This window comes from Allolucifera butyrica, assembly GCF_900476375.1.
GTDB classification, from domain to species: Bacteria; Bacillota; Negativicutes; order Sporomusales; family UPPP01; genus Lucifera; species Lucifera butyrica.
The window spans coordinates 97,691-113,897 of sequence record NZ_UPPP01000072.1 but is presented as its reverse complement, the minus strand read 5'-3'; the positions used below and the strand labels follow the sequence as shown (position 1 = coordinate 113,897).

The window sequence follows — 16,207 nt, the reverse complement described above, 5'->3', positions numbered from 1 at the left end:
CGTTCGGGGAGGAGTATTTTTTTGCCGCAAGTAATACAGTTTATTAATGAACTTAAATCGTATACTGCACCGGAAGTATATAATCCGTGGGTAGATTTTGATGGGAAGTTTGATATTGGGGAAATGGCGCCAGGCATTCGCTGTGATCAGTTAGAAAAATATCTGCGGCTCCGGCTTGACGAGGCTAAATATATTTTTGTTGCCGAGGCCCTGGGTTATCAAGGCGGTCATTTTTCAGGCATCGCCATGACGTCGGAACGAATTTTATTAGGATATCATCCAATCGTCCATTCTTCGATGGTCATAGGAGGCAACGGTCAGCGCACGAGTAATGCAGGACATCCTAATATAAAAAAGAAATGCAGGGAAGAAGGCTATAATGAACCGACAGCGACGATCGTTTGGGAATCGATCCTTAAAAATTCTAAATCTCCCATGGACGTTATTTTATGGAACATATTTCCTTTTCATCCTTTTAAAAAGGGGAATCTATTGACGAATCGAACGCCTTCCTTAGCGGAACTGGAAGCGGGAGCGGCCTATTTACGAAGCTTGCAGAACATAATTCCCAATGCCCAAATAATATCCATCGGTGCAAAATCAGATAAAACGTTAGCTGAATTTGGAATTCAACATGCTAGCGTACCTCATCCGGCTAACGGCGGGGCCAATGATTTTCGTGCCCGGATAGCGGATTTATTGTAAAAATGACTAATACATAAAGGTATATCAAAATGAAATATTAATTTATTAAAGGGGATGATACTTTTGAATAAAATTAATTTGTCTCAGAAATTTAGTCTGTTTAACGATTTCTGGAGCCCTAAAATCGTTGGAGAATTAAACGATTCCTACATTAAATTAGCAAAACTAAAAGGGGAGTTTGACTGGCATCATCACGAAAATGAGGACGAATTGTTTTTGGTAGTAAAGGGTCAGTTATTGATCAAATTCAGAGATACCGAGATTTCGCTGGAAGAGGGCGAATTAATTGTTATTCCCAAAGGAGTTGATCATCTTCCCATAGCGACCGATGAAGTGCATGTTATTTTGATTGAACCAAAAGGAACCTTAAATACAGGCAATGTCATAACTGAAAAGACTAAGCAAACATTAGAGGCAATTTAGGGATATTTTTGCACTTAATTCCCGAATATCTTCCTAATACTATAAATTTCCATTCTATTGTGATATTATAATGTAAAGAAGTGATTGCCTTGAAATGTATAAGTAATAAAAAAACAAGTGGTTTGTCCTATCATTCTTAGGACAGGCCGATTACCTGCTGGTAAGTTTAGTCCAATAAGATCTTCCGATAGAGCTGGTTGTTTTGGTTGAATCCACTGAACCAAATTACTGGAGAAAGGAGGGTTTGCATGAGCATTACATCCGTTAATAATAATACCAATCCATTATATCCACTTCAACCGTTTCAACAAGGACAAACCCAAGCTGCAAGTACTGCTTCGGGCGTAGGCGCAGCCGCTGCTTTAGATTTGAGCAATTCCTCCAATAGTAATGTAACGAAAGCAGGCTCAGATTCTCAAGCTGGCGGCTTATCTACTAATCAATGTCCACTAGGTTACCCCGTCTGCACGAACTGCGGTCAATGCGGTAAAATAACGGCAATCAGCGGCGCCGTAGCTCAAAGTAATGCAACTAACCCAATTAGTGCCAACAACAATACAAATTACCAAACGCTTCAAGCTGCAAACGCTTACGAAAAAACTAGTATTTACATTTGATACATATTTTTTGGTAAAACGAAAATGCCCTGCCTTAACGGCAGGGCATTATTTATGTATGCAGGAGAGGTGACGGTTCTCCTGTCTTAACAAGAAAAATAGCAGCGATTGCTAATATTAGCGTCAGGTACATTAGACAAGAGAACCGGCACCATGTATTTTTGTCTTTTCAAATGAGGGCTTTTTATCAGGCGGGCGGGATGCTCTGCGGAAAATGGAAGACATTCTCCGGATCATATTTGGCCTTCACTCGGGTAAGCTGTTCGAAATTGCAGCCGTAGTAGGCAATGGGCCAGTTTTTGATAGCAAGATTGGGTGAATTGACGTAAACGCCACAGGTGTAGGGGAGCATCGCCATGCGGAAGTCTTCTTCCCAGCGGATGCCTGCAGACGCATCGTCTGGGGTGTCCCAGGTAGCCCAGAGGGCGATTTTGGACCAGGCTTGCCGGTAGAAATAGGCAGTGGCGTGACTGGGTACCTTAGCTATCGCTCCGCCCAATCCATGAAACAAGACGGTGACCGAGGAGGTGGGTGGATTGTCGATGAAGCGCCGGACTGTGCTGATGGCAGCCTCGGGTAACTTACTATGGATGAAGCAATCGGTACTTTTGAAGGGGGAGGGAGTTGTCGGCTGGGATGCCGATAACCGGTCAACCGCCTCGAGCCAGGGCATTTCTTCGATGGTTATCTTTCGTGGTGAACCGGTTTGCAGCAAAGGCTGCAGCAGGCGGCGCAGTTCGGTTGCCGGACCGAGAAAGACTCCCTGCATAACCACTGGGAAAAAATCCGGCGACTGTTTGCCTGCGAAATTGGACTGCACGGGCTGCAGGCTTGAAGTTATAAAGAGGGTGGGGGTGAGCCGCTCGTCGGCCCCGGGGAAGGTATAGCGCTGCCATATCCGCAACACCTTCTCAAGGTCGCCCAGATCCCAGTTTATTTCAGCGAAACCAACGGTATCAATGCGGCGGGCCTGGAAGCGGAAAGAAGTGCAGATGCCGAAGTTGCCGCCGCCGCTCCCGCGGTAAGCCCAGAACAGGTCGGAGTTGTGGTCGGCGCTGGCTTGGAGAACGCAGCCGTTGGCGTCAACCATTTCCAATTCCAGCAAATGGTCAAGGGTCAGACCCCACGGCCGGGCCAACATGCTGTGGCCGCCGCCAAGAGTCACTCCGGCGATGCCAGGGGTGGGGCAGACCCCTCCCGGCACTACGAACCCTTCAGACCCAAGAATGTGATGCAAGTCAATATTGCTTGTACCGGTTTGAACGGTGGTGACGCCGTGCCTGTCGTCCACTTTCACCTGCTTCATCCGGCTGACATCGATGACAATACCGCCGTCAACAGCCGATAAGCCTTCGTAGCTATGGCGGCCGGAGCGCATGCGGATGGGGACATTCCAATGACGCGCCCAGCGTACGGCGTTGACGACGTCCTGGGTATCCTGCACGAAGACGATAACCAGCGGGAACTTATTGAAAAGAGTGTTCCACTCCTGGCGGGCCGCGTCGTAGTGCACGTCATCCGGCCAAACGATAAGGCCCGTCAGTTGAGGTTCCCTGTAGCGCCCCATATAAATTACGCTCCTATCTTAAAACATTAATACGGTCTTTTTTCGCTGCGTTTCCATAGATTAAAGGCGTCTAGCGAATTGCCTGTTGTGCACTGATAAACTTTGATTCTTCTTTCTTTATAAGGCAGACAAATATCATCATATAGCGGCTGATCGGAGAAGTTGACACCCTGCTGGGCGGCGTCGTATCTGGTAGCGGCAAAATACAGCACCGGTATTCTGGCCCAGTAAATGGCTGAATAGCACATTGGGCACGGCTCGGCAGCGCTGTAGATTTCACAGTGAGAGGTTAAACTTTTTTGCGTCAGGCGTGATTGTTCCTTAGTGATTCTGCTGAGATTGAGGACACCAAGCGCTTTGCAGGCATCACGCACTACGCTCAACTCGGCGTGGGCGGTTGGATCGCTTTCCTGCGGCACATGGTTGTGCTGGATCCAATAACGGATTACTTCATTGGTTTCATCATCAATTTGAACGATAACGCCAGCAAAAGGTCCCCCGCCACATTGTACGGACTTCACCGCTTCTTCACAGGCCAAGTTCATCCATTTGTTTGTCTGTACTTCTATGCCGTCATAAATAATGGTTTTGATGTTGGATGTCTGCACGGGAAAATATTTGCATATTTCTTTGTCTTTGAGGGTACATTCGGGGACATAGCCGTCCCAGGGTTGAATATATTCACCGTACTTCGGTTTGATCAACGGCGGAGGAGGAGCCTTATATATCTGGCCTTTGCCGGGAAATGGCTCTGTTATTGTGCAATCTGGATTGATGTTTTTAGGTTTGTGCTCCGGCATGCAGTCGTCGTTGCAGCTTTCTTCTTCCATAAACTCATCGAGGTCTAGGTCTAGATCGTAACCGGGGCCGCAATAATGAGCGGGATTGTACTCATGACCGCAATAGGGGCATATTTCTTTGTGATTTGGATTGAGGTTATGGCAACACTTATTCTCATATGGCCTTGAATTCCACTTTGCCATCAGATAGCCTCCCAATAAAGTATTTTGATATATTCTATGTAACGAAATAGAATTATGCTAATGTGTTATGTAGAGGGAGATCCCGGTTTGCGCCGGAGGATCGGGCACCTGGTGGCTTTGGCTGCCAGGTTTTTATTTATGGTGGATGATGGATTATCTGGAAGGAAATGTAATGGTCGTTGTGGAAAAAATTACAAATGGAATGGATATTCCGACTTGTGACACACCCAATAGAGTATATAAGGCTTTGACCGCTAATGCGGTTAAAAATATACCCGCAAGGGAAGCAAAAAATAGGAGGTCAACAACTATGCCTATGCATAAGTATTTATTAAAGAAGGATACCCTGGATTTACGAGATCACATTTTTTATTCGGCAAAATATAAGCTTGTTGAGCATTTGCCGACTAAGGTAGATTTGCGGGCGAGCTGCAGTCCGATTGTCGATCAGGGAGAACTGGGTTCCTGCACGGCGAATGCCATTGCATCCGGACTGCGTGAATACCTGGAGTTAAAAGCCGGCCAGTCTTTGACAACATTGTCCAGACTCTTTCTCTACTATGAAGAGCGGTTGCTGGAAGGTACGGTCAACGAAGATTCCGGCGCAGAGATCAGGGACGGCATGAAGGTGCTAAACCAAATTGGCGTATGTCCGGAAGCAGACTGGCCGTATGACATTTCTACATTTACGAATCCGCCAAACAACAAGGATGTTGCCGACGCTGCCGCATTCAAAGTCAGCGAGTATCACCGTATTGCTTCTCTAACCCAGTTAAAAGCAGCACTTGCTGAAGGATTACCGGTAGTTATCGGTATCGAGGTGTACGCGTCGTTTGAAAGCGACGAAGTGGCCAAAACGGGGATTGTTCCTATTCCGGACAAGAGCAAAGAACAGTATCTTGGCGGTCATGCTGTTCTTGTCGTGGGCTACGATGATAGCAGAAATATGTTAATTGTCCGCAATAGTTGGGGCGACAGTTGGGGGGATAAGGGTTATTGTTACCTGCCTTATGACTACTTTAACCAATATTCGTCCGATTGCTGGACTAGTCAAGGTTAACTGAACTTCCAAAAGAAGAAACAATAATAAAAGAAGCGGTTTTGGCTAATAGCCAAGCCGCTTTAATTATTTAAAAATAAGAGATGTTTGTTTTTCCTGTTTTATGCTTTTTTTATAATTTATTCATATTATATTCATAATTTATTGGTATAATAATCTAGATATCAATATAGCAAAATGGGGGAAGCTATGTTGATGTTATAGTAGCATCACTATGTAGTCCTTGCAGAATACCCTTTACTTCGGTAGAGGGCATTTTGCTTTAGTCAGCTTCATGCCGGTTTCTATGCTTCAAGTAACTTGCTTATTTAAATTTGATTTTGAGCTTAAGCAGATCTATTGGCTTATCGATATACTGTATGTACTAAGAAGGGCAAGTTGGGAGGTGATATTTTGGAACGTAAAATAAAGCCGGTGCAGCCAATAAAAAAAACACGGGCAGTTCGCGAAGTCCAGCCTGTAAGGTTACATCACAGACCGAGATACAAATCAAGGTTAAATGCCGATCTATTTGAAAAAAAAATTACAATAGAAAAACCGGAAGCTGAAACCGGCAGTATAAATCATGCTCATTATGTTCCAGAAGGCGTGGGTGAGCACATCGATTTCAAAACGTAAAGTCGAAAAAGTAGTTAGATGATAAATTGACACACAGCTGCCATTGTTTACTTATAAAATTAAATAATAAAATCAACAAGGATGTGTTCATAGAATGAAGAAAAAAGTAGTAACCATTGCTTTAGTCGGTCTTTTTCTGATTGCATTAACAGGGAGTGTTTTTGCCTGGCCCTCCGAACTCAATGGCAGGCCGGAAGCCTTTCATCCCGGTCAAGTAATAGGCTATTTCATTTGGCATGATGGTAGTGGTATACATATTAGGACAACTACCAAGGGGCAATCCCATATATTCAGCGGTGCCGTTCATACGAACGGTAGATTTGTAGATGTACACGGTGTGCGCCTTGAGAATGTTGACGCCTATACAGTGGGGCATGAAAGACATCAAATGGATTTCCGCTTTGAGACAGCTGGGGGAGTAGATGGAATCGATTTTAAAGTAGATGGCGGAGAAAAAGTAGTATTTGATCTGTTTATAGATGGACATAAAATTTCTCCTGACGTGATCTATGGTGGAGCAGGAAGCTGGCATCCCGACCATAGTAGATTTGAAATTATTAGATAATGAAATTCCCGGAGCTTGCCGGCATCTTCAAAATCTATATATTTATCGTAGAGTGCTGAAAGGATCAGCACTTTTTCTTTTTTGTGGGGGTTTTTGGCGGTGGCAATATCCTTGTAACTAATAATACTGAATACTCGATACTCAGCATATTTCTAAACATACAGTCAGAATGCAAAGGATATTAAGGAAAGGAAAGGTTGTTAAAGCAACCTGGATTCAGATTATGGATATCATCTTAAGAATGTCCTCTTTTGTAACCGATATCATCCTGCCCATATTTATTGGATATAACCTTCAGAAATGGAAGAAGGTTATGCCGGAGATATTATTTGATCAAATGATATTCGTAAACCTATTTGTTTTATCCACATTTCTAAACGTACTAAGCTTTTGGAAAATCCAATTAAATCCGGAATTAATATGGATACCAATTTTAGGGCTTCTTATTCATTTTATCCCCGGTGCATTTGCCTATCTAACAGTGAAATCCATTTATAAAAATCCGTTAGAACAAGGCAGTTATATTTTATCAACTTTGTTATCAAATATTGGGGTGATCGGAGCAATCTCAGTATATATTTTATTTCAGGAAAAAGGGTATGCGCTCTCACAATTGGTAATGCTCCCTTCACATATTATCCTTTATATGTTTTGTTTTCCAATGGCTCAATATTATTACCAAGCCAGTAAGAATAGGGCGTCACGAGTTTCCCTTAAAGATGTTATCTTTAACCCGAAACAAATTCCGGTTTTAGGGATTTTATTTGGTCTTTTGCTCAATGTATTTAAGTATCATCGCCTTGCAATATTTGGAGACCTATTTAATTACACTATTCATATCCGATCCTGGTTATATATGCTTCCCATAGGGTATACGATAAATTTCTGTCAAATGAGGAAATATTGGACTAATACATGGAAGTTGTCGTATATCAAATTTTTAGCTACGCCCATTACCGTTTATCTCATAGCAATGAGATTGATATCGGACCCTGAAGTCTTGAAGACTTTGATAATCCTATCGTGTTCTCCGACGGCAATAAATGCAGTAGTTACAGCGAAAATACATAAGCTAAATGTTAACCTAGCCATGGCGGCCTTTATTTCAACGACTATTATTTATTTAGTCATTGTTTATCCTAGTTTGCTTCTTATAATCTACTAAGGATGCTTCGATGAAGTATCTTGAACATGAGTGATAGCGCCTTTAATCAAGAATTTGCGGTCCACCGCCAAATTATTATAAAACCCGGTGAAAATCAGCTCCGCCGGTTTTGAGTGATAACGCCGCTTCGGTAAGAATTTCACTGCCCACTATACTTTTTTCTTCGTTATGCAAAATTTGTCGAAAACAGAAGATTTCCAGAGAGGAAATAACTACCCGGTATCGAATTTTCAACTATATCTCAACAATGATTGTTCATTTACCGTGAGGGATAGGGGAACCGCTACTGCCGCCGGATTACATATACTCATATATGAAGAAAGGAGAGCACCTGGATGAAATTAGTTCAAAAAACCATCGTTCTCAGTCTGGTTGCCATACTCTGTCTGGGCTTGTCAACAACTTATGCCACTAGCACTAAAAGTATTAATTTTAAAGGAACTATAAGGCATGTTATGGTAGAGGGAGATTTCTGGGGTATTATTTCAGAAGATGGCAAAAAATATGAACCTACCAATTTGAAGGAAGAATTCAAACAAGATGGTTTACCTGTTCAAGTTAAAGCTACAGTCACCAACCGTTTTAATATCCACATGTGGGGGAAAACCATCGAGATAATTAAAATTAACAGGATTAAAAATTCGCAATGATCTATATGGCCCCTTGCAGAAAGAGTCTACAACCCATGGATTGGTTGTAGACTCTTAATTGTTTTTATCATCATTTGACCTGATACCATTTCTTCCCTACTTGTTTTTTGACAAGAACTTACAACTTAACGCCATTAGAAGGATTTTTCATGATTGCAGCGAAATGGCCTATGATTGACTGAAATAATTCACGTTGAGCTAATAAACTGGAGTACCAATTCTGACTAAGCTGTATGACATAGGGCACCTGCCAGATAACTGACACAACTTTTACTTTTATACCATTTAAAGACGGGAAGAGATACCTTAATGAATCGTTTAGAAATAGCAGTAGTTTGTTTGCTTTGTGTAGTGATCTTTGGAATTACCGGGTTTATGCTGATCGAACACTTGTCTTTAATTGATGCCGTCTATTTGACTGTCGTAACTGTATCTACGGTGGGATTCGGCGATATTGTTCCGGCGACGATATCCGGAAAAATTTTTACAGCGACTCTTATTGTTTTTGGCGTCGGCACGGCAGCATATACGTTCACTTTAATTTTTAGTCTGATTGTTGAGGGAAATATAAGAGACCATTTTGGGAGGCGCACGATGTTACGCGAAATAACTAATCTCAATCAGCATGTCATTGTTTGCGGCGCCGGAAGGGTCGGCAAAGAGGTCATAGCCGGCCTGCAAAAAAACGGGAAGCCCTGTGTTGTAATCGAATCCGACCCGGTAAAAGTTGAATCGTTGCTTGAAGACAAAATAATGGCCATATGTGGTGATGCGAAACTCGATAAAACCCTGCAGGGAGCGGGTGTCAAAAAGGCAAGCTTTCTGATCGCAGCGTTGTCAAATGATGCTGATAACGTTTATGTCACCCTGTCGGCAAAAAACCAAAATAGAGATATTGCTATTATTTCGAGAGCGGAGGATGAAGAAGCCGAAATAAAAATGCGGCAAGCCGGGGCGACAACCGTTATATCGCCCTCCATCTCGGGGGGCAGGCAGATGCTGGCGGCGATCAGGCACCCAATAGCGTATGACTTTCTTGAATATATGTTTTTTAACCAGGGAATTCACTATGATTTGGTAGAGGTTAGTATCGGCCCGGAATCAACACTGATAGGCAAAACACCCAATGAAGTGTGGAAAAAATATTTTCTTAAGTTACTTATTACTGCTATTAAGCGGGATGACCAGTTCTTGTCGGCGAATATCGACGACGAAAGGATAAGGTCTGGTGATCTTCTCATTGTAGTCGGGCGGATTGAAAGTATACAAATCCTGGAACAATTAGCGTGCTCTGCCGTATCAACTGACGATTTAAGCCTGGAAAGCGAAAAAAACGTCACCGGCTGATTTTAAAGCTTTCGCTTACAATCAACTTTTTCTGATGCTGGTGAATTTAAAGCAGACAAATTTATGGGTGTGAAACCCATATAATAGCATTGAATTGGACAAGCACTGAGTAGCCCCTCTGGAAAATTTTATTCCAGAGGGGCTATCATCTTAAATCGATTGTTTTACCGGCTCGATTCCCAGGCTGACGAGTAAATCCCAGAGCGGTTCCATCGCCTTATTTTTGTCGCGGTAAAAGGTACTGCCGCGTACGCGCCAAAATTTCCAGCCTACGCGCTCTAAGATCATTTGACGTTCAAGGTCGGCTTCCCACTGGTCCATACCGTGCCAGGTATCTCCGTCACATTCCACGGCAATCCGGGCATTCATCCCTTCGATAACCGTGTCAATCCGGTAAGGATGTGTGCCGACTTTAAATTCCGGAATCGCGCGGTACCCCCGTGCCACAATCATCTTATGGACTTCCCGGTGGAACTGACTGGAACCGTAGCGTTTAAAAGCTTCTTCCGCATCTTCCATGGCGCATTGAGTCCGTTTCGGATCAAGGCAATATTGCAGCAACCGGTACCGCATGCAGCCCGGATTCAATTGATTTAAATCAAGCGAATGGAAGAGCCACAACTGCTCTTTCGCCCGGCTGGCCGCAACATTAAACCGCTGCTCATCCGATCGCTTGCTCAATACCCCATTCTGCACATTGGGAGCGGCAACCATTGACAGAAACATGACATCACGCTCATCCCCCTGGAAAGAATAGGCGTCGCCGCAAATGAGCCGGCGCTCCATCATTTCACTTTCCCCGAGTTTTTCACGCAGACATTGTTCAATTTCATAGGCTTGGTCTTTACCCTGCAACGAAATGACACCCATCGTTTTATTGCTATAATCTTTATTGGCGCACAATTCTACAATATTATCTACCAGGGCAAGGGCTTCCGGTTTATTGACCGCCGAGGTTCCTTCCTCGCGATAGCCATCCTCTACCCGGACGGTTACTATGGGCGGGGTCAGTCTGTCTGTTGTGGGAACCTTCAGCGGTTCAATGGCTCCACCGTAAAATTGGTCATTGCTAAATTGGATAATTTCCGGAACACACCGGAAATGTTCTTTCAGCATAATTTGTTGTCCGGGAAATACCCGCAGACAAGTATCATACAAGCTATCCTGCAGCGTAAAACGTTCCCGCTGCGGAACCTGAATTAAATGACGGTCAATCAGTTTATAAACTTCCGTCTGGTCTCTTCCGACCCCTTCCGGGCTGATCTGGCGGTCATCGCCGACAATGACAGCCCGTTCAGCCCGGAACAAGGCGGTAAGCGCAAACAAATCACATTGGCTGCTTTCGTCTACAATTACAACATCAAAGCGGTCATTGGAAAGCTGGAGATTTTCAATAACCCGGTTTAACGGCATAATCCACACCGGAACAGCACCCCGGCAGATAGCCATTTCCTTTTTGGCATCCGCCTGATGCCTGGCGGCGTATTTGCCGGTACCTTTGCCGATTCTCCGGATTGTCTGGACCCAGGACCGCAGGCTTCTCCTTTGTATATCCGTAGTCCGCCGGTTTTGTTCCAGCCAGGTTGATTTAGAAACGAGGGTTTGAATGATTCCGGCTTCTCCGTCCCGGGCGCGATGTAACTGTTCATACAGTTCTTCCAGGTTATACCGCTGAAAATGTTTTTTCAGCCAGGCTTGCGCCCGTTTCCATTCCCAGGCTTCCCGCCAGGCAGCCGGTGGCTCAATGGGGCCATCCGTACTTCTTGCTTCGGCTTCGATTTGCGCCAGCCAGCGCGGAGCGCAGGCTGACAGTTTATCCTTTAAGGATAGCAATTCCTTGACTTGGGGTTCCAGCGACTGCAAGCGCTTTAAATGAATCAAGGTTTCACGCCATTTGCTGCCGTTGCCAAGACGATACGCTTCATACAAAGTTCCCCAGGAAGCGTGGGCCGTTTCTACTGCGAGTCCCTTCTTTAGAGTGAGGGAAAAGGACTCAAACTGCTGGTTTAACTTTTTATATTCCAGCAATTCTTGATAGGCAATCAGGCCGTCTTTAAAGGCGAAGAGCCATTCCGGATTGATCCAGTCCAGCACGCCATAGGGCTTAATATCCCCGGTAATCCGGTTCAAAGTCTGTAAATGTTCGGACTTCCAGGTAAAGGAAACTTCAATCAGTTCAATATATTTATCCAGGATGGGCAGCAGCCGCGACTCATCCGGAGTAACAGCCGGAGCATCGATAATTTTAGTACTATTAGTCCACTTTAACGCCAGCCGTTGTTTCGCCGCCAAAATATGGAGGTGGGTTATCAGCGCCGCCACATCCTCGGCCGTGCGAAGCATAGAACCGTTTATTTTAAACTGTTCCAAAATATATAAAGTTTTTCGGCCGCTAAACATCTTGAAGGCAAAACCCGGTTTGCCGTTTTTTCTAAGTTCCGTGAGTAAAAGCTCAGCGTCTTCTTTTACCTTACGGATATCGAAATGAGCAGGCGCTTCGAACGAAAACTCGCTAATCTGATTCTCAAAATTGCGGATCTCCTGTATTTTTTCCCGGCAATCCGTGACCAGGGTTTGCCAGTATTCACTCCGGTTGTGGCCGTGAACGATGTCGTCCAATATCTTAACCAGCCATTCCTCCGATTGCAATGAAAGTGCTTGGATTGCTTTTTCCGTACTAGCCAAGTATTCCGTGATTTTACGGTCCGCGTTGGGCGAGAACGTCCAGCCTTTGATTTTTTCTTCCCGCAGCCGGTTCCCCTCTTTAAATTCCTGCAACCGGCTGGTTAAATCAACCACTTCTTCCGCCGCCGGGAGAGCCTCCCAGGCCGGACGGGACTGCAGAACCTGGTCAATCTCCGTTGGCGCTAATTCTCCGAGTAACTGGAATAGCCGGACCAGTTCCCTGTCGGAAAGCGGAATCTCAGAGGTTTCGGCGATGTCATCCGGTAACCAGCCATAGTCCTCCTGATGGGTTGCCGTCCAATCCGCCAATTGCAGCGGGGAAAATTCCTGCCCGGCAAAGGCCGCCGTAATGTGTTCCGCTTCCGTGGCCCGGCCGAGCTCCGTTTTTAATTTGGCCAGGTTCCGTTTACAGTCAAAGAGATCCTGCCGTAATTGTTCAATCTCGGAGGTTAGAACCTCTATATTCATTAAGTCTAACCCTTCCGATATTTTGGAAACGGCAAGATCCAGTTCTTGTACCGACCGTGCATCGCCGCCGGTTACGCTGACACAGAGAGGGGCGATTTCCGGCAATTTTAGCCGGATCATATCTCCCAGGACCCGTAAAGCCCGTTCCGTTTGGCTGGTAACGAGGACCCGTTTCCCATGAGCCAACAGATGCGCGATCAGGTTGACAATGGTGTGGCTTTTTCCCGTTCCCGGAGGGCCTTGGACGACGACCCCAATATTCCTGCTTAACCGGCGAATAATTTCCTTTTGTTCATTATTGGCGGGCAAGGGAAATAAAAGCTCTTTCCCAAGAGCGCTCCATTCCGGCTGGCCGGCTGCCTGCCCGTCATTCCCAGCCGCACTTTCTGTTACAGCCAGAGAGACTAAGGATTGTATTGTCTCAGGCACAAACTGGCCGTTCCGGATGGGCTCAATGATCCCATTCAGTTCGTTTTGCCACTGTCTGCCGGAACGGCTGCGGATAAATAGCACCGGAGCGTTATAAATGACCGGTGTATTTTCAACGTTTACATTACGTCCGGATTGTACGCTGTATTCCACGTTTCCATTGGGGGAAAGAGCGTGAATCAGTTCCTCAAAGAAAGGGACCGTGACCGCTTCATCCCAGGGATGGATGCCATTCTCCTGAATAAACCGTTCGGCTGATATTAAATGAGCAGAATTAGGCAATTCAATATTGCTCAGCATGTCCAGTTCTAAAATGGTGCCGTTACTCGTGGGGAGGAGCTTAAAAACCCCGTTTTTAGAATCAAATAACAGTTCCATACGAGTAGTGAGAACAGGACGGGAGATCTTTAGGTTGTCGGTGTACCAGGTCAACAGGCCATGGCCCCAAACAAGTTCCGTGGCGTCTCCTTCCCGTTGGAGCCTTTGATAAAGAGCGAAGAAAGCCCCGTAGATTTGCTGGACTTTTAATTTGGGCAGCGTAATGTCCGCCCAAGGCTGCCATACCTCATTCAGCCATTGATGCCACAGCGCCACCCGGTGAGGGTCCGCAGCAAAGAAAATTTCATTCTTATCTTGTAAAACTTTTTCCTTATTGCGGGCACTCAATAAGTCCATTTCCAGTTTGGAACGGTTGTCAGCCTCCTCTATGCCGGTGATTTGTTTTTCCAATTCGGCAATTCGTCGAGCTAGTATAGTTAATTGTTCTTTCTCTTCCGGCGTTAGTTTGGATATCGTCTCATGGACTTGCGGGGGACGGTCCGGTTCGGTCCCTTTATCGATGACCCATTCCTGAAGCTCATCCGGGGGTTTGGGGGAAGGATCAATGGTTTGCTTATAAACCTCCAGCCAGGCATCCGGGTCCTTGGTATCGCCGTAAAAAGGACAGCCATCATGAAGCGGGAATTCACTTTGCCACCAGTATTTATCCTTGTAACCCGGTATATTCCTGACTACCGGAACCGTTAAATTCTTTAAGGCCAATAAATATTCAAAAATCTGGATCGGACTCGACTGCATATCGTTGCACCTCATAAGTATAGTTACTAAGTTTATTGTCTTCCAAGCCGGATACTATTTCCCTCTATCATAGCAAAATCCTGCCCCGATATGTATAATTTGGCAGGATTTTTTTCAACCCCGTCACCGCCACACCTCCCACGGTGCGGCAGTTGCAGTTATTGAAGATTCGGGGGTAAAAGCCCGAATGGCAAAAAATACTTTTACAAATTGTATAAACAGGGTATAATGAACATAGGATAAAACATCAAACGCCCCTGCTAGGAACAGGAGCGTTTGACTTAGGAATAGGGAGGTTACTTGAACCAGAAAGTGATTGCAACTGGTCTAAGTAAAATTATCGTTATGGCGATAATTAACCAGACAATCACTCGTGGAGAAATCCACACAGAAACCACCTCCTTATTCGGTTTTGGGACGAGTGGTCGCTCGTCCTTTTAACATTATAGCATGAGAACTGGAAAAAACGTCCTAATTGCAGGGCGTTTTTTAAGATTATCTGGTCATAGGCTGTCGCCTGTAAACGGTAAATAAAAAGTGATAACCCTCGGTTCAAGCCGAGGGTTTTGTTATTGAGGAGTTTTAGTGGCCTAAAAATTAACTTTGAAAGGAATTTGATGATGAAAAAACGTATTTTAACTGGCGGCAGAACTACTGGAAAACTCCATTTAGGGCATTTTGTGGGCAGCTTGCAAAACCGTGTAAAGTTACAGGATGAAATGAGACCTTTATTCTTCTTGCGGATATGATGATTTGACATATGTATTTTAGATTATACTCGTCAACATTAAACGCTTTATGATATCTGCTTACCATACAAATATCGGGATTCCCTCGATCCGCTACAGGAATTCTATTCTTATCGGTAAGTGCTGATAATAACCCTTCTTTGATTCCTGGGATTCGTTCTAATGCAGATGTGGCAATATATAGTCTTTGACAATACTGAACTTGTTCAGTATGATGGGATACATAAGAGGTGTTGGTAATGTAAAAGAGTATGGTATTTCAATTCTTACACGGAAAGTTATGATTAGGAGGAATCACGGATGAAAAAGGTAATAGCGCTGACTATTATATTTATTTTTGCAATGTCATCGTTGGGAATGTGTGCGGTGCCCGACCCCGGTGCCGGTATAGGTAGTGTTCAAGTCGGCTACAACTATTATAATCTGGATAAGTCGGCTGGCGGAACTAGCGGATTTAACGAAATCTATGGCAGCGTTGGCCTTGGACTCGGATACGGGGCTTTTATAAGTCACGCCCAGTCGAGTGAGACATCTTATACCGATTACGGTTTGAAAAGTTCGCTGCTGCCGAATATAGCGCTTTTGGTTGGTGAAAGGCATATGGCAACAGATAATGCAGCCAGTGATAACAATCTGTTTTATGGCGTAGCAGTGAATCAACCCCTTTTTGCCGGAATCGGTGTATACGGGACCTATCAGAATGGAAGACATTTCGACGATACGGTTATTGGTCTTACATATGATTTAAACAAAAACAGCCAGTTTGATTTGAGTTGGAAAAAATATGAAGATAATAACCACGCGACATTCAAAGGCATTGGGGCAGGTATAAATTTTAAGTTTTAAAGAGTTACTCTTGAGATAGAAACATAGGTGGCTATACTGGTTGCCAAATAATCCTCCGGCCTAGCCGGGGGATTTTTCTTGAATGGGCTTAGCTTTGTACCACTGCCGCACCTAAATAACCCGCTGAAAGGAAAATGGTTGCTGTCTTTGTTTCCGGTGGCTTCGGCTGCAGGTCTGCTTAATATTTTGCCTTATCTCATTCTTTGTAAAACTCTTTTATTGATTGAAATCGCATTTCTCTTTCCGGTAAAGT

14 protein-coding genes are annotated in these 16,207 nt (G+C 44.6%); 11 read left to right on the top strand and 3 right to left on the bottom strand.

Annotated features, from left to right (window positions below):
* The first annotated feature begins 21 nt into the window (after window positions 1-21).
* The 3 genes from LUCIF_RS12085 to LUCIF_RS12075 all read left to right on the top strand — a co-directional run bounded on the left by LUCIF_RS12085 (window position 22) and on the right by LUCIF_RS12075 (window position 1,745).
* Complete coding sequence (locus LUCIF_RS12085; RefSeq protein WP_122628148.1) at window positions 22-705, top strand: uracil-DNA glycosylase; 684 nt, start codon at window positions 22-24, stop codon at window positions 703-705.
* 63 nt (window positions 706-768) lie between these two features.
* Entirely contained in the window at window positions 769-1,128 is a 360-nt protein-coding gene (locus tag LUCIF_RS12080; RefSeq protein ID WP_122628147.1) for a cupin domain-containing protein, read from the top strand.
* 248 nt (window positions 1,129-1,376) lie between these two features.
* Entirely contained in the window at window positions 1,377-1,745 is a 369-nt protein-coding gene (locus LUCIF_RS12075) for a hypothetical protein (RefSeq protein ID WP_122628146.1), read from the top strand.
* 187 nt (window positions 1,746-1,932) lie between these two features.
* On the opposite strand, the gene LUCIF_RS12070 is transcribed toward LUCIF_RS12075, so the two are convergent.
* Both LUCIF_RS12070 and LUCIF_RS12065 read right to left on the bottom strand, forming a co-directional pair.
* Complete coding sequence (locus LUCIF_RS12070) at window positions 1,933-3,312, bottom strand: FAD-binding oxidoreductase (protein ID WP_122628145.1); 1,380 nt, start codon at window positions 3,310-3,312, stop codon at window positions 1,933-1,935.
* Window positions 3,313-3,338: 26 nt separating this feature from the next.
* Entirely contained in the window at window positions 3,339-4,295 is a 957-nt protein-coding gene (locus LUCIF_RS12065; protein ID WP_207857556.1) for a nucleoside deaminase, read from the bottom strand.
* Window positions 4,296-4,605: 310 nt separating this feature from the next.
* Between LUCIF_RS12065 and LUCIF_RS12060 the strand changes: the two genes are divergently transcribed.
* From LUCIF_RS12060 to LUCIF_RS12035, 6 genes are all read left to right on the top strand, one after another.
* Window positions 4,606-5,355, top strand: coding sequence for a C1 family peptidase (locus LUCIF_RS12060; RefSeq protein WP_122628272.1), 750 nt, complete (start codon window positions 4,606-4,608; stop codon window positions 5,353-5,355).
* 393 nt (window positions 5,356-5,748) lie between these two features.
* On the top strand, window positions 5,749-5,973 hold the full coding sequence (locus LUCIF_RS12055) for a hypothetical protein (protein WP_122628144.1): 225 nt from the start codon (window positions 5,749-5,751) through the stop codon (window positions 5,971-5,973).
* Window positions 5,974-6,067: 94 nt separating this feature from the next.
* Window positions 6,068-6,538, top strand: a complete 471-nt coding sequence (locus LUCIF_RS12050) for a hypothetical protein (protein WP_122628143.1) — start codon at window positions 6,068-6,070, stop codon at window positions 6,536-6,538.
* Window positions 6,539-6,761: 223 nt separating this feature from the next.
* Complete coding sequence (locus LUCIF_RS12045) at window positions 6,762-7,703, top strand: AEC family transporter (RefSeq protein ID WP_122628142.1); 942 nt, start codon at window positions 6,762-6,764, stop codon at window positions 7,701-7,703.
* Window positions 7,704-8,038: 335 nt separating this feature from the next.
* Complete coding sequence (locus LUCIF_RS12040; RefSeq protein ID WP_122628141.1) at window positions 8,039-8,353, top strand: hypothetical protein; 315 nt, start codon at window positions 8,039-8,041, stop codon at window positions 8,351-8,353.
* Window positions 8,354-8,662: 309 nt separating this feature from the next.
* Window positions 8,663-9,700 carry a potassium channel family protein gene (locus tag LUCIF_RS12035; protein WP_122628140.1) on the top strand — a complete coding sequence of 346 codons (1,038 nt, stop codon included), beginning with the start codon at window positions 8,663-8,665 and terminating at the stop codon, window positions 9,698-9,700.
* A 150-nt stretch (window positions 9,701-9,850) separates the two neighbouring features.
* On the opposite strand, the gene LUCIF_RS12030 is transcribed toward LUCIF_RS12035, so the two are convergent.
* Complete coding sequence (locus tag LUCIF_RS12030) at window positions 9,851-14,359, bottom strand: PDDEXK-like endonuclease domain-containing protein (RefSeq protein ID WP_165865977.1); 4,509 nt, start codon at window positions 14,357-14,359, stop codon at window positions 9,851-9,853.
* 617 nt (window positions 14,360-14,976) lie between these two features.
* On the opposite strand from LUCIF_RS12030, the gene LUCIF_RS12025 reads away from it, so the two are divergent.
* Window positions 14,977-15,108, top strand: coding sequence for a hypothetical protein (locus LUCIF_RS12025; protein WP_306438788.1), 132 nt, complete (start codon window positions 14,977-14,979; stop codon window positions 15,106-15,108).
* A 300-nt stretch (window positions 15,109-15,408) separates the two neighbouring features.
* Entirely contained in the window at window positions 15,409-15,954 is a 546-nt protein-coding gene (locus tag LUCIF_RS12015) for a hypothetical protein (protein ID WP_122628138.1), read from the top strand.
* Window positions 15,955-16,207: the final 253 nt, after the last annotated feature.